The sequence below is a fragment of the Sulfobacillus harzensis genome, assembly GCF_012933365.1.
Classification (GTDB): Bacteria; Bacillota; Sulfobacillia; order Sulfobacillales; family Sulfobacillaceae; genus Sulfobacillus_B; species Sulfobacillus_B harzensis.
The window spans coordinates 1-16,843 of the sequence record NZ_JABBVZ010000074.1 but is presented as its reverse complement, the minus strand read 5'-3'; the positions used below and the strand labels follow the sequence as shown (position 1 = coordinate 16,843).

At 54.1% G+C, this 16,843-nt stretch carries 18 protein-coding genes; 10 read left to right on the top strand and 8 right to left on the bottom strand.

The window, feature by feature from the left end:
- Positions 1-319 precede the first annotated feature (319 nt).
- From HIJ39_RS16565 to murJ, 8 genes are all read left to right on the top strand, one after another.
- On the top strand, positions 320-1,279 hold the full coding sequence (locus HIJ39_RS16565) for a glycosyltransferase family 2 protein (RefSeq protein ID WP_169101640.1): 960 nt from the start codon (positions 320-322) through the stop codon (positions 1,277-1,279).
- On the top strand, positions 1,260-2,360 hold the full coding sequence (gene rfbG, locus HIJ39_RS16560; RefSeq protein WP_169101638.1) for a CDP-glucose 4,6-dehydratase: 1,101 nt from the start codon (positions 1,260-1,262) through the stop codon (positions 2,358-2,360). The genes HIJ39_RS16565 and rfbG overlap by 20 nt, the downstream gene beginning before the upstream one ends.
- Positions 2,357-2,497 (top strand): hypothetical protein, encoded by a 141-nt coding sequence (locus tag HIJ39_RS16555; protein WP_169101636.1) that lies wholly within the window; start codon positions 2,357-2,359, stop codon positions 2,495-2,497. The genes rfbG and HIJ39_RS16555 overlap by 4 nt, the downstream gene beginning before the upstream one ends.
- Positions 2,498-2,504: 7 nt before the next feature.
- A complete protein-coding gene (rfbH, locus tag HIJ39_RS16550) occupies positions 2,505-3,668 on the top strand; it encodes a lipopolysaccharide biosynthesis protein RfbH (RefSeq protein WP_169101634.1) in 1,164 nt (387 codons plus the stop codon).
- Positions 3,665-4,441, top strand: a complete 777-nt coding sequence (gene rfbF, locus HIJ39_RS16545) for a glucose-1-phosphate cytidylyltransferase (RefSeq protein WP_169101632.1) — start codon at positions 3,665-3,667, stop codon at positions 4,439-4,441. Before rfbH ends, rfbF begins: the two co-directional genes overlap by 4 nt.
- Positions 4,423-5,421: an NAD-dependent epimerase/dehydratase family protein gene (locus tag HIJ39_RS16540; RefSeq protein WP_169101630.1), complete on the top strand. Its 999-nt coding sequence runs from the start codon at positions 4,423-4,425 to the stop codon at positions 5,419-5,421. The genes rfbF and HIJ39_RS16540 overlap by 19 nt, the downstream gene beginning before the upstream one ends.
- A gap of 143 nt (positions 5,422-5,564) precedes the next feature.
- Complete coding sequence (locus HIJ39_RS16535; RefSeq protein WP_169101628.1) at positions 5,565-6,326, top strand: LicD family protein; 762 nt, start codon at positions 5,565-5,567, stop codon at positions 6,324-6,326.
- A gap of 84 nt (positions 6,327-6,410) precedes the next feature.
- On the top strand, positions 6,411-7,976 hold the full coding sequence (gene murJ, locus HIJ39_RS16530) for a murein biosynthesis integral membrane protein MurJ (protein ID WP_169101626.1): 1,566 nt from the start codon (positions 6,411-6,413) through the stop codon (positions 7,974-7,976).
- A 105-nt stretch (positions 7,977-8,081) separates the two neighbouring features.
- Here the strand turns inward: murJ and HIJ39_RS16525 are convergent, their stop codons facing one another.
- The 7 genes from HIJ39_RS16525 to HIJ39_RS16495 form a co-directional block, all read right to left on the bottom strand.
- A complete protein-coding gene (locus HIJ39_RS16525) occupies positions 8,082-8,537 on the bottom strand; it encodes an RNA-guided endonuclease InsQ/TnpB family protein (protein WP_338055218.1) in 456 nt (151 codons plus the stop codon).
- Positions 8,538-8,601: 64 nt separating this feature from the next.
- Positions 8,602-9,366 (bottom strand): WecB/TagA/CpsF family glycosyltransferase, encoded by a 765-nt coding sequence (locus tag HIJ39_RS16520; protein ID WP_169101622.1) that lies wholly within the window; start codon positions 9,364-9,366, stop codon positions 8,602-8,604.
- 1,426 nt (positions 9,367-10,792) lie between these two features.
- Complete coding sequence (locus HIJ39_RS16515; RefSeq protein ID WP_169101621.1) at positions 10,793-11,467, bottom strand: M73 family metallopeptidase; 675 nt, start codon at positions 11,465-11,467, stop codon at positions 10,793-10,795.
- A gap of 61 nt (positions 11,468-11,528) precedes the next feature.
- On the bottom strand, positions 11,529-12,110 hold the full coding sequence (locus tag HIJ39_RS16510) for a hypothetical protein (protein ID WP_169101620.1): 582 nt from the start codon (positions 12,108-12,110) through the stop codon (positions 11,529-11,531).
- On the bottom strand, positions 12,107-12,661 hold the full coding sequence (locus tag HIJ39_RS16505) for a signal peptidase I (protein ID WP_169101619.1): 555 nt from the start codon (positions 12,659-12,661) through the stop codon (positions 12,107-12,109). The genes HIJ39_RS16510 and HIJ39_RS16505 overlap by 4 nt, the downstream gene beginning before the upstream one ends.
- A 271-nt stretch (positions 12,662-12,932) precedes the next feature.
- Positions 12,933-13,706 carry a glucose 1-dehydrogenase gene (locus HIJ39_RS16500; RefSeq protein ID WP_169101618.1) on the bottom strand — a complete coding sequence of 258 codons (774 nt, stop codon included), beginning with the start codon at positions 13,704-13,706 and terminating at the stop codon, positions 12,933-12,935.
- An 83-nt stretch (positions 13,707-13,789) separates the two neighbouring features.
- Positions 13,790-14,815, bottom strand: a complete 1,026-nt coding sequence (locus HIJ39_RS16495; RefSeq protein WP_169101617.1) for a COX15/CtaA family protein — start codon at positions 14,813-14,815, stop codon at positions 13,790-13,792.
- 191 nt (positions 14,816-15,006) lie between these two features.
- Between HIJ39_RS16495 and HIJ39_RS16490 the strand changes: the two genes are divergently transcribed.
- A complete protein-coding gene (locus HIJ39_RS16490; protein ID WP_169101616.1) occupies positions 15,007-15,234 on the top strand; it encodes a hypothetical protein in 228 nt (75 codons plus the stop codon).
- On the opposite strand, the gene HIJ39_RS16485 is transcribed toward HIJ39_RS16490, so the two are convergent.
- Positions 15,227-16,453 (bottom strand): MFS transporter, encoded by a 1,227-nt coding sequence (locus HIJ39_RS16485; RefSeq protein ID WP_169101615.1) that lies wholly within the window; start codon positions 16,451-16,453, stop codon positions 15,227-15,229. The two genes, HIJ39_RS16490 and HIJ39_RS16485, sit on opposite strands and share 8 nt — an antisense overlap.
- Positions 16,454-16,588: 135 nt before the next feature.
- Here HIJ39_RS16485 and HIJ39_RS16480 point away from each other — a divergent pair, with 135 nt between their 5' ends.
- Complete coding sequence (locus HIJ39_RS16480; protein WP_169101614.1) at positions 16,589-16,819, top strand: helix-turn-helix domain-containing protein; 231 nt, start codon at positions 16,589-16,591, stop codon at positions 16,817-16,819.
- Positions 16,820-16,843 lie beyond the last annotated feature (24 nt).

Sequence of the window (16,843 nt, the reverse complement as noted above, 5' to 3'; positions counted from 1 at the left end):
AGAACGTTGGAAAGGGCATCATCAAGGGGGAGCACTTATCCACAGCCGTGATTTGTCCAGTTATGAAAAACCCTCATGTAAAAGGCCAGACGCATATCGCCCCTTCGGGTGATTACCCGCCCAAAGAACGACGAGCGTCGGGGGTGACAGCCCCGGTGTCGTTGCCCGAGGGACGGGGTAGCCGAAGCGGTACCGACGGACCCATAATTCGCCCGGCGGGGGTGATGCAGACACAAATTAAACTCTGCCAAAATCAAAGCAGACCGGAGGAAGTGGGAACCGGACACCTGATAACGCATACGGGGGGGGGAACCAATATTTGACACCAGAAGCTAGCATTATCATACCAACGCGAAATAGAGCAAAGCTTCTAGAACAGGCTCTTCGGTCGGCATTAAACCAAGACTGCAGTTCGTTCGAAATCGTCGTTGCCGACGATGCCTCAACGGACGCAACGCCAGAATTGTTGGCTGTAATCGACGACCCTCGTGTTCGTGCCTATCGCCTGACGGAAAAAGTGTCAATGCAGTGCAACATTTGGATGGCACTCAGCATGGCCCGCGGCACTTATGGCGTGATCCTGTCAGACGACGACTTACTTGAGCCCGAATTTTTAACCCATGGACTACGAGTTTTGCGGGCCAGCAAGACACCCACGTTTTTTATCTCCAATTACGCTCACATTGATGGCGACGGAAATCCGATGCCTGATCATGGGGAGGTCGTGGGGGAAGGGTTGTATGCCGATCCGAACTTCTTTTTAAAGAGAAATATGATTCCCCCGTGTGCGGCCCTTTTTCCCATCGAGGCAATCCGAAGCTTGGGATTCGTTGACAACATCTTATTCGACTGGACATGGTGGAACGCCCTTTGCCTTTCGGGACTGAGGGTCTATGTTACAGACACTCGACTAGCGGCCTACCGCATTCACTCTGCGTCTGTCACAGGAACTACATGCGAGTCAGAATGGGCACAGGCAGTACGCGACATGTATCGGCTTTTATTAAATCGTTTCGGGAACAACCACGAGTTGACCCGTTTGTACGAACGCGCAGAGGCCAGATGCCAATACTGGAAATCGCGCGAGCAGGAAGAATTGTGGTCTTTCTTGGCGTATGGATTCCAGCACCCTTCGTTGGAGGTTTTGAAGCTTGCGCTCATGAGATGGATGCCGCTTGACACCATTAATCTTATGCGGCACGTCCTAGGTCGGGACACGCCTAGGGCAAACCAGCCATCACGGAGAGAAGAGGAGCGTCATGAAACCGTTTTATCGTGATCGACGCGTGTTTGTGACGGGACATACCGGTTTTAAGGGCTCTTGGCTGACTCTCTTGCTGCAGTTCTGCAAAGCCAAGGTGTACGGTTTTTCCCTGCAGTCCCCACCATCCGACCCAAGTATGTTTCGGATGCTAAACCTCGACCGCGAGGTGTCACAGGGGTTTGGCGATGTACGGGACCCATCACAATTGTCTCACCACCTGCATCGCTTCGATCCGGAAATTGTCATCCACTTGGCTGCTCAACCTCTAGTGAGCGCGGGTCATCAACGGCCCGCGGAAACATTCGAAACCAACATCATGGGCACCGTAAACCTCCTCGAGGCATGTAAAGACCTCTCATCGTTGCAGGCCATCATCGTGGTTACAAGCGACAAGTGCTACCTAAACGGAGGGGCTAGGCGCGTCCACCCTTTCACGGAAGACGATCCACTCGGCGGCAAGGATCCATACAGTGCCAGCAAGGCTTCGCAAGATTGGATCACCCAGGCCTATTGGCAGTCGTGGTTCAAAGTCCGGAGCATCGGAACCGCAACAGTCAGAGCAGGAAACGTTATCGGCGGCGGGGACTGGGCGTATGGTCGTCTAGTGCCAGACATCATACGGGCCATCATTTCGAAACAGCCACTGGTTCTCCGGTATCCTGCCAGCGTTCGGCCTTGGCAGCACGTGTTGGAACCACTGGCTGGGTATCTTCGTCTAGGCCAAATGCTCGTCGAACACCCCAAGTTATATAGTGGAGCGTGGAACTTTGGTCCTAACCCCGAAGAGCATACCGTGCGAGACATGGTGGAATCCTTTGGTCAAAACTGGGGTGTCCACGTCCCAATCGTCGCCCAAGATCCTTCGTATCCGGAGATACCGCACCTGATGGTCAACAGCACTAAGGCGACCACCCTTTTGGGATGGTGTCCAACGTGGGACTTTTCCACCACCGTTCATCACACCGTCGAATGGTACCGGCAGTGGGCCGGATCGGCCCCTTCCAACGCCATGAGAGACCTCACTATGAGCCAAATTCAGAATATGTTGGACTCCGCTGTCCGTGACCATGCCGTTTGGGCGGAGGTGATTTCGTGACCCGATCAGATCGCATTCGCACTTTCATTGAAGATGACCTGCAGGTGTTTATGCCGAAGTTCCCTTTGCCTAACGAACAGGGAGTGCCGGTGAGCGGCAAAGTATTCGGTGTCGAAGAGCTTGTATTAGCCCATTGAAGCTGTCTTGGACGGCTGGTGGACTAGCGGTCAGTATTCGCAGGTGCTGGCGCGTGGTCTTGCAAGGTTCGTAGGAGTCCGGCACGCACTCTTAACCAACTCCGGTTCGTCGGCCAATCTCTTGGCGGTATCATCTCTAACCTCCGGTCGACTCGAGGAGGGGCGCTTGCGTCCAGGCGACGAGGTAGTAGTTTGTGCAACGTCATTTCCCACGACCGTCAACCCTATTTTGCAAAATAGGCTCGTACCCGTTCTTGCCGACGTAACGATCGGCGACTACAATATTTCGCCAGCAGCTCTGCGACACGCAATTACATCAAGGACCCGTGCCATAATGATCGCTCATACACTCGGAAACCCGTTTGACTTAGATGTGGTGATGGAGATTGCCCGTCGCCATCACCTTTGGGTCATTGAGGATGCATGCGATGCAATGGGGGCCGAGTGGGATGGCCGACTGATTGGGTCGTTCGGCGATCTAGCGACCGCTAGCTTTTATCCCGCTCACCAGATGACGACCGCAGAAGGAGGCGCGGTATACACTAACAGCTCCAAACTAAAGGTGCTCGTTGAGTCGTTTCGCGACTGGGGTCGCGACTGCTGGTGTGACACAGGATGTGACAACACGTGCGGCAAGCGGTTCGGATGGTCTTTTGGCGCTCTACCCTCAGGGTACGACCACAAATACACGTACAGCCATATCGGCTATAACCTGAAAATGACAGACATCCAGGCTGCCATTGGCATCGCCCAGTTGGCTCGACTGGAAGGCTTTGTTGAACAACGACAGCGAAACTTCTCCATTCTGCACAAACGCCTATCCGATCTGATCGACCGAATTATTCTTCCTAATAGTCATCCGAAAGCCAACCCCAGCTGGTTTGGATACCCCATTACTCTCCGTCGCGGAGAGACTCCGCCGCGGTCCGAGGTGATTGCCCATCTGGAGGCTCGTGGTGTTCGTACCCGCGTGCTATTTTCTGGCAATCTCTTGAGGCAGCCCGCATATAAAGACAGTTCTCTTCGGGTGGCTGGGCCACTGGACAATGCGGACTATGTAATGAACAACACGTTTTGGGTTGGGGTTTACCCGGCGTTGGGTCCCGACAGCATGCATTACATTGCAGACACTCTCCATGATGCGTTAAACGGAAAGGTGGTTCAGCGGTGAAAGTTGTCATTCTTGCCGGAGGTCGAGGCACGCGCTTGTCGGAAGAGACAGGCATTCGGCCGAAGCCCATGGTAGAAATCGGGGGCAAACCGGTTTTATGGCACATCATGAAAATCTATAGTACCCAGGGGTTCAATGAATTCGTGATATGCCTTGGATACAAGGGATATCAAATCAAAGAGTACTTCATCAATTATTTCACACATAACTCGGACCTAACCGTGGACCTCGCCACCAACAAGGTCGAACTTCATCACTGTACAAGCGAACCGTGGCACGTGACGCTTGTGGACACTGGAGAATCGACGGAGACAGGCGGCCGTCTGACACGCATCCAAAAATATGTCAGCAACGAACCATTTTTCATGACTTATGGCGATGGCCTGGCGGATTTTGACCTGGATTCGCTATTGAATAGGCACCACTTGAACCCAAATGCCGTGGCCACTGTCACGGCGGTGCAACCGCTCGGACGATTCGGTTCCATGACGACGGAACCATCGGGTCAAGTCGCGACGTTCGTTGAGAAACCGCAGGGCGATGGTAGTTGGATCAACGGAGGATTTTTTGTCTTAGAGCCTCCCATTTTCGACTACATTCAGGATGACACGGAACAGTTTGAGCGGCAACCGCTCGGACGCCTAACCCGAGATGGCGGACTTTTTGCCTACCACCATACTGGATTTTGGCACCCCATGGATACCCTTCGCGACAAGGAAATCTTGAATCGACTATGGACCGAGAAGAAGGCTCCATGGAAAATCTGGGAATAAAGACAATGAACGTCGTCCTGGTGGGTGCCAATGGATTTATCGGTAGTTGGACCGCCTATGCGCTTTTGAAACGAGGCCACTCAGTGACGGGTGTATGCCGCCAGCTCTCCCAAAATCATTGGCGACTGAAATGGCTCCGAACCACGTTTCCCAAGTTTCAAATACTGCCAGTATCGTCGATTACTGCGCCAGAACTTGCCCCGAAGCTGGGGTCCCAGGGTAGCTTCGACGTGCTAATCAACTGCGCCGGCGACGGCATTGACCCTCTCAGACAGGAGCCAAGCCTTCTTTGGGAAGCCAATTTTTTCGTTACGGCCCAAGCCATCGAGACGTGCCAAGCGTTATCGATATCTCGACTCGTGCTCTCCGGAACCGGATTCGAATACGGGTTCTCCGATACGGCCACGCCAGTCGCAGAATCCTCACCTTTGAAACCCACCTCACCGTACAGTCTGAGCAAGGTCTTTTGCTATTACTCGGCCGAACGGGAGTGCCGTCGGGTTGGCATTCAACTTATTTACCTCCGCGTATTCGGCGTCATTGGGCCAGGGGACAACGCGCATCGATTAGTCCCATCCGTCATTCAACACCTTCGCCACGCGGAACCCGTGCCACTAACTGATGGGTGTCAGGTTCGTGATTTTCTCGCGGCACAAGACGTCGGATACGCGTTCGCCATTGTTTCAGAGCCCGACATAACGACTGCCAACATGGAAACGTTCAACATATCTTCTGGCCAAGGGATTGCAGTTCGTGACATTGTAGAAATGGTTCGGCGCGAGCTAGATGCGCCATCGTCCATGTTGCTTTGGGGGACCTTGCCGCACCGTCGAACGGAGGGAAAATTCCTAATCGGTGATAGCAGCAAGCTCCAACAGGCTAGCGAATGGTCTCCCAGCGTGACTCTAGCAAAGGCAGTAACCGACAGTATTACCTTCTATGAGACTGATTGGTTTCGAAAACGCAATGTGCGTACTTAAACGACGAGTCGTCAGCCAAAGCAGTGCCGTGGCCATGTAAGAACAGACGCCTTGGAGAGAAGGGATAGCGACGGTACATCGTCTTGCCATCGCTGATTCGCGCTCCACATAGCTTAGGCAGGGATTGCCGCGGAGGTGGAAAAATGGACTCAGACCAGTTACGAGCAGTGCAAATAAAGGAGCTGGAGATACTTCTGGCGGTCGACCGAGTGTGCAGGAAGCATCACATCACCTACTATCTGATTGGCGGTTCGGCCTTGGGGGCGGTGCGGCACAACGGTTTCATTCCGTGGGACGACGACATCGACTTGGGCATGCCACGAAACGACTACGAACGGTTCCTCAACCTCGGCACGAGAGAACTTGGCGAGAAGTACTACGTTCAAACGTATAGAAGTCAGCCTAACTTTCCGTTCACCTGGGCGAAGGTAAACTTAAATAATACGACATTCATCGAAACGGCACTACAAAATCTGAAAATCCACCATGGGGTGTTTATCGATGTGTTTCCCCTTGACGGAGTTCCCCGGGGACTAGCGTGTCGGTTCATCCAGAACTTCTTGTTCAAAGCGCTTATGCGAGTACCCATCTCGATATCGCCAAGGCTGACTTTTTGGCGTTGTGCTGCCATGGATTGGATCATCTCAAGGGTCCCCGACGATCGGTCGAAAGTCTGGGCCAACAGGGCGTGGGGAACCGAAAGGGAATGCATGGATCGCGCCGTATACGGAATACCCGCCTTCATGAATTTCGAAGGGCACAAACTGCCCGTCCCACAGCAATGTACGAAGTACCTGTCCAACTTCTACGGAAACTATCTAGAGCTCCCACCTCCCGAAGAGCGTCATGGACACTATCCCCTGGTTGTGGATCTAACGAAGTCCCATGAGGACTATTTTCGCTAAAAGACGAGCACACCATATTACCAAACGGGAGACCGCTACAAAAACGCTTCATCCATTCGATTTCGGGAGGCATAAAGGGAACTCGTGGAAAGCCAATGGAAGAGATTGTATGGAAAGATAAATAACCCCACCTCCCAGGTCATGTCATCAGCCGTGTTAATGGTTGGCACACTGATTTCCCGTTTCATGGGATTCTTTCGGGAAATGGCTATGGCTGCAATTTTCGGCACCACCACCGCGACAGACACTTGGTTAATGGCCAGTATCGTACCCAATTTATTGTTCTCAGGACTTAACGCGGCCCTGTCAAACGTTGTTGTCCCGATTTTATCGGGCCGGCATAAGACGCAACCGAATGACGAAACCATCTTTGTCCAAGAGATTTTCACGATAATAGTGTTGCTGGCGACCGTCATCATTATCGGCTCCGAGCTTTTAGCCCCCGACATTGTCCATGCACTTGCACCAGGATTCGATGGTGCAAAGACAAGTCAAACCGTTACCATGACCCGAATCATGGTTCCGACAATCATTTTTTGGGCAGTTGCCGGTTTGGCCACGGGCGTACTGCAAGCTCGGAACATATACTCCCCCACAGCGGCAGCGCCCATTTTAATGAATGTCGTTCGAATCACTACGATCCTGACACTAGGATGGTTTTGGGGAATTTTAGGGGTATCAATTGGTTTTACCCTGGCAGTTGCAAGCCAGTGGCTTTACCTCATTCCGGCTCTTCGGCGAGCCGAGGTGTTGCTTAGCGTACGATGGTCGTTTTCGCACCCATGGACTCGACAAGCGCTAAGCCTTTCGCTTCCCTTTATGTATTCCAGTAGTGTGACCTCGATAGGAGTCCTCGTTGATCGTATTCTTGCGTCTTCCTTGCCAACCGGCAGTATATCTGCATTGAACTATTCTTTGATTGTCTCTCAGTTACCCGTTAACCTCCTAGTCAATGCCTACGTACTGCCCAAATTCACGCAGTTCTCCACACAATGGAACGTCGACCGCAACTTAAATATGTCTCTAATTGTGCGGGGTTTAAATGTTACCACCGCGCTCATCATGCCCTTTGCGGCAATGATGATTGTAGATCCGCATGCCATCCTTCGCGTTGTCTACCAACATGGAGCATTCACGGAAGCAGCAACGACAGAAACCGCCTACCTCCTTATTTTTTGGTCCTTGGGGTTGCCTGCTGCAGCGTGGACCGCTTTTCTTTCGCGAGCGATGTATGCCCGGCAGGAATCGCGCGTATTTCTGTGGCTTAGCACGATTACCATTGCATCCAACATTGTGGGTGACTTCATCCTTGTCCATCCCATGGGAGCAGCTGGGTTGGCACTTGCAACAAGCGGTGCAGGTTGGGTACGAGCAGCATTAATCCTGCTATATTTGCGAATCCCGTGCACTGGAAACCGGATTCATTTTCTTGTGGCTACGGTTAAGCACGCTGTTGCGTCAACCGTATTAATCGGAGCGGCTGCCGCGCTATCCTGCTTTTTAGGGGCTAACCGATTAATAAATCAATGGGAAGTTGCACTGACGTTGTCACTTGTCTGCCTCGTCTCCGTCGTTCTCTACCTCTACGTCTTACAGATATTTCGAGTTGTTACCGTTCCGATGAACTTATCCAGTTCTGATCATACCTGACCAAAGCTGTCGCCATCTTCCTGCTTCATCGCGTCACCGCTTCTTAGGGCTTGCGCCTGTCGTCCACGGGAGGGCGCTCCAGAGGCCGTCACCGAGCAGGCCGGCTTACGCCGGAACGGGTTGGATGCCTCCAACCGAACTCTCGGCCACTTGTCGTAAATTGATCGCCGCATTCACGTCCCGGTCATGGTGCGTGTGGCATACGGGACACGTCCATTCCCGGACACTGAGCCGCATTTTCGGCACTGTATATCCACAACGGGCACAAGTTTTGCTAATCGGATACCAGCGGCTCACAATGACCACCGTTTTCCCGCGGTGGGCCGCTTTGTATGCGAGTTGCCGACGGAATTCCCCAAAGCCCATATCGGCAATCGCCCGGGCGAGCGGATGATTTTTGAGCATCCCGGCTACGTTCAGATCCTCAATGGCGATGACATCGAAGCGCTGCACGAGATCGCTGGTCAGTTGGTGTAAGGCATTGGCCCGAATATTCGCAATCCGCGCATGGAGTCGGGCCATGCGGCGTTGCGTTTTTCGCATATTCTTCGACCAGGGAATACCGGGACCTTTTTGCTCAATTGTCTGATCGGTCAGGGTTGCCTCATGATAACCTTCTTCACAGTCAAGTAGCCATCGTCTCGTCCCGAAGCATATTGTTCCCTGAAGTGAAGATTGGGTTTTCCTGTTTCGAGGAAAACGATTCCGCCAAAATCCACGACAGACTGCGCAAGTATCTTGGCCCCATCCGGGCTGGGTCCTGAACGAATCTCCATATCCACTCGAAACCCAACCGTCCGACCACACGCGGTGCCCGGCGTTCACGACCCGAGATAAATCCAAACGCCGCCCCCACCCCGATTAACGGGCAACCAATAAGGTCCCTGTGAATGTTCATCCATAACTCTTGCTTTGGCGCTCCTAAAGACACAAACACCATATCGGCTTGCCACGAGTTTATTATGTCGATTACAGTGCTGTCCGACTTTTTGCCGAGTGGTACTCTTCCGGGGTCGATCGATCCCGCTACCTCAACACCGCCATACCTTGTGGTGACGATGCGTGTCAGTTCCCTCAGCACCGATTGCTCACTGCCAAACAACCCGACGCGCCCGCCTCCCCTTTTGGAAAGCAACCGCAGCACCGAATCCATCGCATCTGGACCGGGCAGCCGACTTACCGCAAGATTGTACTTATGCCGGGCGATCCACGCGACCGGTTGGCCATCTAATCCGATAAGGGCGGCGTTCAATAGCGCATCTTTCACCGCGGGGTTCCGCGCAGCCTCCATCATGAGGTGCGCGCTTGGAAAACAAACGTACCCGCGCCGCAACCCCATCAACAAAGCCATTTGGGTTTCCCAGTCGTGTTCGTCTATTAATATTCTCATAAAACCGCCACCCCCCTCTTGACCCACCAGCTAAGCCAACCAACCCACTTCGTGGTCGGCCTGGCTGAGTCGCGATCCTCCCGGTTTCTAGGAGACTACACGGTCCGCCGGGCGACACATTGGTTTACCAATGACAACGAGCCCGTTTGGCGTTCACCTGCCGTCCCAGATCCTTTGCCATTCACTTTCCTCGCCTACTTCACCCGACGTTGGATCTTGAAAGCAAAGTTTGTTGGGCCCAAGACCCCGAGGTCATGCGATCTCGGTGTTACAACGGCACCTCGTACGTTAGGGGATGACCAAGCCAACACCCGGGCTAGATCTCAGACGACTGCAAGCTTGGAGCAACACCCCTTATCCGCCACACCCGTTCTTCCAACTCATGAGCTTTCCGCCCCATAATGCCCTGGCGGATTCGAAGCGACAATTCAGGAGTCCAAATGGATCAATCCATCATCAGGTGGCATGACGAAAGCCGACCTAAAATTCCGGGTGCTCTCGAGACCCCTTGCTAGCTAATTAGGACAAACAACTTCGTAAACCTAGACAAGTCAACTTACCCGCCAACAAAGGCTTGAAGATATTTATGCCATCTCCCACATTGGCATCGTTGCGAAGCGAAAACGTTGCCCATCGTGAACCCATCGCCTTCCTGTCGAAAAGATCATGCCGCACTTTTATAACCAAACAAATCACCCAAGCGGGTGATCCAGAAGATAGTCGCCGAGGTGATTCGATCAGGGACGGGCCCCCGCGTTGGCGAAACCCAGCTAGAGGCTCTGCTCATTTGGTCGTGACCCATATGCACACTGGGTTGGTGGCTGCCTGTTGGCGGCTTTAGGCACACTGGAATGGTGTGAGCCACGTGATTGCGACACTTCCTAATCATTTGGTTCGACGGTACGGGTCCATGAGCCACTGCACCTTTTACATTCATCGCCGACAATTAGTCCTGAATAGCAGCTAAAACCGACCACTCGACTGGTCGGTCAAGACACCTTCCAAAGCTGAGGCTCTGGGGGGACATCGGAGTGCCAGACTTCTTTGACACGACGCGTCTAACACCACATCCTCCGAGGTCGGTTCCAGCGCTGGGACGGTCCGATTGACTTCAACCAGGCGGATCATGACCTGCGGTTGCTGGAGCAATCGGGCGTAAGTCTCGTACATTGCCGGCGAGGCGGCGATGACAGACAGATGAATGGTGTTGTTCAAGTGAATGCAGTTGAGCCATGGCCTCCTCCAACCTCCCTGAACCGAGTTTCTTTCCCTGTTTTCTATTAGCAAAAGTGGGACGAAGGCAAAATTCACTTTCGGTTTACAGGATTTTTCGCAGCATATTGACTGGGGGCCCACCAAACATGGCCGCATGCAGAGAAGGAGCCCCGTTCCGAAATCGGACACGGGACCCCGGCCACTGTTTTGGTTACTGGAGATAGTTGATGCCGATTCCAGCGTTCGAAGGATTCTGAGCATAATTGTCCGCTTGTTGGGAAGTTACGTTAATCGTAAAGTTCCCCGTCTTCCCCTGGTAGTAATTGGTGGCACCGTATGGCAGGCTGACATCGACCAGAATGTGCTCCGTCTTGCCCGGATCAATTTCGAACCATTGCTTGGGGTTCGTGAGGCTATTAGCATTCCCCTCAAAGGCCGACGTCACCAAATGATAGGTGGTTCCCTTCATCCCCGTACCCCATACATCAACCCGGGCCGCTTGGTTCCCCGGTCCGCCGAACAGGGCTCCTCCCGTTGAAACGGTGACTTGATACAGTTCAGGCAGCGAACCTGTGTTCGTAATCGTGAACTCTCGCTGCCATGTGTCGCCCGGGGCCATGTTAGAAATCGCATCAGTCGACCTAGAAAGCCCGTTGGATGTTTCCGCCGATTCAGTCCATGAACCACCCACTGTGCTCCCCGCTATGGCGTGCGACTTGGACGACGGCGCCAAAGCAATTTGCACTGCTCCAGCCTGAAAGCTCTTTGCGTTAGAGCCATTCCGGGCCGCCGCACCCGTAAAGTTCGCAAAGCTGGAAGCTCCCATAATGCCCAACATAGCCGCTACGCCGACTCCGGCGCTCACTAATTTCAATGTCCGTGTCATCTCAATTTTCCTCCTTATAATCCCCCATTGGGGTTCTTCATTGGACTCCACCGCAGCTTCCCTACTTTGAACCGCCGCCTCCATTGGTGGAGGGAAGGCCCGGACTCGTGGAGGGAACTGGGTTCATAGTGGATTGCTCTGGATTGTTTGACGGTGCAGTGGAGTTCTGGCTCTGCTTGGACGCCAGATCCTTTTGCGGCTTTTTCACGGTAATTTGTGTTGACGCCGTCTCGGTGAAGTTCGCCAGTTGCACGGTCACCGTGACGGTGTATGAGCCCGGCTTGAGGTGGGACAAGCCCCCGAGGGTCAAAAATTCACTCTGACCCGGGGCCAATGTTCCGACAACCCCGCCGAGCAATGCGCCCGGCACCCCGGAGATTTGAACGATCGGGGAATAGGACTCCGCGCCATCATTGGTCAAGCTGCCCAGAGCCGCAAGCTGACCGACGCCGCTTTTGGCGTTTCCTGGGTCGGGCGCCTCGATCGAACTCAGGGTAAGAGGCAGCACCTGCGCCAAAGAGATGGCCTGAGCCGTGCCTTGGACTGTCGCCGTGGCCGTGAAGCCTGCCATGGAGGACCCAGCTCCACCGGCGAGAAGAATCGCCCCTGCAACCGGTGCCACAATCCACGCCTGTCTCTTCATGCTTCCCGCTTCTCCTTTACGGGCTCATCCTTCATGACCCATTTCACTATCAGAGAGATGCCCACAATCGCGGCCAGCATGGTCAATAGCCACTCCCAACGGTTTTGAATAAAGGAAACCGCGTAGCCGAGGTAGGGAATCTCTCCTTGGTAGATGCCAATGATATTTTTTTCTGGGGTCAGGAAGGGGTCTTTCATCGGATTGGCGTCACCCTTGGTTTGGATTTCGTGTTTCTGGGGGTAAACCGCGATAATGCGGTGGGTCATGACCTCCTCCGGCTGGGTCGGATTGTGGAAGGTCACAATTTCACCGCGATGCAACACCGCATGAGCCGGTGTTGGCAAGTCGACAATCAGCGACCCAATGTCAAAGGTTCCGGTCATGCTGCCGGATCGCACCACATAGCTTTGCGGAAGCCCTGGCACTCCGAGGTGGCCCAAGTCCACCGTTATCATGGAAGCTGCCAGCAAGCCTCCTATCGTCCACGCCGCAATCCGACCAGCATTTTTGGCCGGTGACCTCCGGTGGGCCCGTCGTTCGGCTCTCGTCACGGATATGACCTCCTTCTTTCCGATTCCGAGCCCAGCCTATCGCCGTCGAAACGACTCGAACATCGCCCAAAATGGGTGATTCCGTTGCTTCACCCACCAAACAGGTGAAAATTGGCTCGGATTCTTTCCCTCGCAAATCGTTCTTCAGGACAGGGTGACCGTAGAATTCACGAAGTAGGCTTACACATCACCCATGAGGGCGATAGGGCAAAAAAGAAGCAACCCTCGCGGGTTGCCAAAAAAGAATCCACTGATGTGCCAAGCTGTGAAGCTATTCTGCGTATATCATCTTCACCGTCATCCCGCCGTCAACCATGAGATTGGCGCCGGTAATGAAATGGGCGTGAGGTGACGCCAAAAAGAGTACCGCCTCGGCAACATCTTCCGGAACACCAACCCGCCCCACTGGGTGCTGCTGATGGTCACGGTCCGTCAAATCCACGGGTTGCCGAGCGCTTGATTTTTTATGGCCGGTCACGTCAATCCATCCCGGACTCACCGCGTTAACCCGCACCTTGGGCCCCAAACTAATGGCCAAAGAATGCGTCAACGCGATGACTCCCCCTTTACTAGCCGAATACGGCTCCGAATCAGGTTCCGACATAAAGGCGCGGGTCGAGGCGATATTGATGATAACCCCGGGGTCAGAATTGGACTGAAGGGCGTCCAAGCAGTATTTGGCCATCATATATGGACCCCGGAGGTTGACGCCAATGACTCGATCCCAGTCCTCCATGCTCCGGGTGCGGAGACTTCCGGTCCACCCAACACCCGCATTGTTGACTAGGACGTGGATCGTTCCCCACCGCCCCATCACGTCATGGACCAAACGTCTGACACATGATTCCTCCGAAACATCCGTGCTAAAACTCATCGCGTCATATCCTTCGGTTGTGAGGCGATGTTGCAATTCTCGTCCAGCTTCGTCATCAACATCGGCAATTGCTACATGAGCCCCAGCGCGAGCAAAGGCTGTTGAAATGGCCATGCCGATGCCCTGCGCTCCGCCGGTCACAACGACCACATGATCATTAAGGTCCTTCATCGCTATCCCCCTCGTTTCTGCTCTCATAGCACAAGAAAAACGCCTCACCCTTAAGGGTGACGGCGTTTCCTTAGCCACGTAGTTTAGGATTCACCAGCGACCCCATCAGTCCGCGATGGTCGGGAAGCGGCCTGCCGGCTGCCGGGGATCGGGGCCTCACTTGCTTTTCCCGCCGGCATGGTTTGAAGCCCCAGATAACTGAGAACGGAGAAGAGAAACATAAGCGTCGTAATGTGCAAAAGGTAGGGACCCGTGGCCACATGACTTAAGGCCAGATTGGCTCCGCTGGCTATTTGCATAAGCACCGCAATCAAAAACCAGGTCGCGCCGCGCGCTAAATCGGGCCGGTCTTTGCCCGCACCACGCAAATGAATTAAAAGCAAGACGGCCAAGACGGCGAGCCCGACAGCAAACAAGCGGTGGATAAAGTCAAGGCCCACATCGCCTGAAAACCCGGGGAACACCTTTCCGTTACAAAGCGGCCAAGTCGAACAGGCCTCGCCACCACCCCGAAATGCGACATAGGAGCCCCAATACATGGCCACATACGTATAAATCCATATCCCGACAACCCAAATTCGCGTCGACGAGGACGTATTGGCACGCCATGTGACGCCCGACGGTCGCCCGTCGGATTGGGCCGCCAGCTGAAAAATGAATATCGCCAGCAAAACTGCACCAATCATCGCCAACAGCCCAAAACCTAAATGCAACGCCAAAACTGCCGGCGGGTTGGTGAAGACCACGGCGAGTGCTCCAAGGCCCGACTGTACGACGATAAAGGCGATGTTGAGCCATGCCAATACTTTAACCTCAATGTGGCGACGATACTGCAACAAGGCCCAAATAGACACCACCACTGAGATGAGCGCGAACCCGCCCACCAGTGCCCGGTGGGCAAACTCGATCAGCACATGAATGTTGCTGATCCTCGGGATTACCTGGCCATTGCAAAGCGGCCAATCAGGTCCACATCCGAGTGCCGATCCCGTTTGCGTGTCTAAAAACCCGATAAAGTTCACGATGCCCATACCTAAAGCTGAAACCACGGCCGCGAACTTCAACCACCCTGACGGAGTCGGACTCCCTTCTCGCCTGGTCACCATCATCTGTCCCTGCTTTCTCGTAATGTCCCCGGCTCGTCCACATCACTACCGCCGATCGTACCACACACACCATTCGACATCCATTGCCGGACGAACCGTTTCGCTCATTGCGCTAAACCTTGTTCTACCCACTTCTGGAAGATCTTATAGGATGGCCCTCGAACCTGATATACTAACGGCGAGGTGGGCTAAAAATGACAGTCATTCCTGTATCTAAGCGCTTTTTCGTTGCCATTTCGCTTCCCGGTATGGGCAGGAGCATTGATTTAGTCAATCAGCCCCCCGAGGAAATTCAGCGCATTCGCGAAGCATTTCAAACCGGAGATCTCGCCATCGAGTTCATTGAGGAGCCCGGAACAACCTATCCGGTTGGGAAGCTCTGGGTGAATCCCCACGGCGATCAAGTCACGCTGTTTATTTAGTCGCAACTTGTCCAACAACCTGTTGGGCCGCAGCGTCCAACCCTTTTACGGAAGGAAACCCGGGGACGACGGCCGCCAACACCACGATGCTCATGCCACCCGCGATTAGTCCACCTGAAAGGCCAAGCCATGCGCCAAGAAGTCCCGCCAACAGATAACCGACCGGATTGGCTGAGCGGGCTACGGTGCTAAGGGCGGCCATGACTTGACCGCGTACCGAGCTCGGCACCAAGACCTGCCATAGCGTCCCGGTAACCACTTCCGTAAGACCAAAGGAAAATCCCAACACAAAATATAGACCATCAAGAACCCAGAGGGTTCGAGCAAGACCCATGGCGGCAATGGCGGCTCCAAATACCCCCATCGCGCAAAACACCCAGAGAAGGGATCGGCCAATGAGGAAGCGGCCTCCCAGATTAACGCCGATTAGCATGCCCAAGGCGCTAAGTCCTGCCAGCGCGCCAAATTCAGCCGAATGAAGATGCAGAATGTAGCGCGCCAGCAGCGGCACTAATACGGCCTCGACATTATTAAGCCCATTGGTCGCAGCAAAGAATATCATCATGACCAATAACCCAGGCTGGGTCCGAAGAAAGTGCCATCCGTCCCGAAAGCCTCCAGCGGGGGCACCAACCTCTCCCGATTTGCCGAACCTTCGCCCCAAAAGCAAGACAACTGTCAAAGACAGAAGACCCAGCATTAACGCAGAAAACATCGTGCCAGTCAGCTTCCAAAACCCGTAAGCGACGCCCGCAAGCGCAGGACCGGAAAGCTCGGCCAATGCCGCCCCACTTTCTTTCCACACGGTAAGCGCACCACGGCTTTCTTGGGGCACCAATTCCGTTGTCCATGCCGAGCGGGCGGGCTGGGCAACGGCCGCTGCGCATTCCTGGGCCACCATGATGGTCACAACCACAGCGGCAGAAGCGATGTGGCTTGTCAACCAAAGGGTACCTAGTCCGATGACGCCTATTCGTACCATTGCACCCATGGCAAATAGCGGAAAGCGGGCTACCCGATCGGCCCAGATGCCGGAGGGCACCATCAGTATCAGATAGGGAAGCTCCATCAAGACGTATAGCCAGACCAGCACCCCAAGGTGATGACTGAGGCCACTGAGGTACCAAACCACTGCCAAACGGAGCCCCATCACCGCTAAATCGCCGAGCGACGCGGCGATGACGATCGCCTGGGCTCGGCGCGGAATATCTTTTCTCATAGCCATCTCCATGTTAACTATAGCGGTACTATAGTACCATGCCTCATTAATTATATGAATGCTCTCCCAGTGTTGTATATTTTCAGTATGGAACATAGCGATTTGCAGCAACTAATGAGGGCATATCTCGAGGCCATGTCGGATCCCACGCGAGCCAGCTTGTTGATGGAGATCGAACGCGCCGGCGAGATGACGGCGACAAAACTCGCGGAACGGCTGGGACTGACCGCAAACAACGTGTATCACCATTTACGGGTGATTAAGCGTTTGGGAATCCTTGAAGAACCGCGTATCGTGCCAGGTCCCACCTATGTGGTAGGTAAAGAGGGGCCTCGGGGCTTGGCTGTGGTAGCGAGTGCCCCTTGAGCGCCCTCCTCCCCGTAGAACCGG

Bases quoted from the DNA above. Each gene is read 5' to 3' on its own strand.
- HIJ39_RS16485 (WP_169101615.1), bottom strand. From the start codon at position 16,453: ATGAGAAAAGATATTCCGCGCCGAGCCCAGGCGATCGTCATCGCCGCG.
- HIJ39_RS16500 (WP_169101618.1), bottom strand. From the start codon at position 13,706: ATGAAGGACCTTAATGATCATGTGGTCGTTGTGACCGGCGGAGCGCAG.
- HIJ39_RS16540 (WP_169101630.1), top strand. From the start codon at position 4,423: ATGGAAAATCTGGGAATAAAGACAATGAACGTCGTCCTGGTGGGTGCC.
- HIJ39_RS16480 (WP_169101614.1), top strand. From the start codon at position 16,589: ATGTCGGATCCCACGCGAGCCAGCTTGTTGATGGAGATCGAACGCGCC.
- HIJ39_RS16520 (WP_169101622.1), bottom strand. From the start codon at position 9,366: ATGAGAATATTAATAGACGAACACGACTGGGAAACCCAAATGGCTTTG.
- HIJ39_RS16495 (WP_169101617.1), bottom strand. From the start codon at position 14,815: ATGATGGTGACCAGGCGAGAAGGGAGTCCGACTCCGTCAGGGTGGTTG.
- rfbG (WP_169101638.1), top strand. From the start codon at position 1,260: ATGAAACCGTTTTATCGTGATCGACGCGTGTTTGTGACGGGACATACC.
- HIJ39_RS16510 (WP_169101620.1), bottom strand. From the start codon at position 12,110: ATGAAGAGACAGGCGTGGATTGTGGCACCGGTTGCAGGGGCGATTCTT.
- HIJ39_RS16515 (WP_169101621.1), bottom strand. From the start codon at position 11,467: ATGACACGGACATTGAAATTAGTGAGCGCCGGAGTCGGCGTAGCGGCT.
- HIJ39_RS16490 (WP_169101616.1), top strand. From the start codon at position 15,007: ATGACAGTCATTCCTGTATCTAAGCGCTTTTTCGTTGCCATTTCGCTT.
- HIJ39_RS16535 (WP_169101628.1), top strand. From the start codon at position 5,565: ATGGACTCAGACCAGTTACGAGCAGTGCAAATAAAGGAGCTGGAGATA.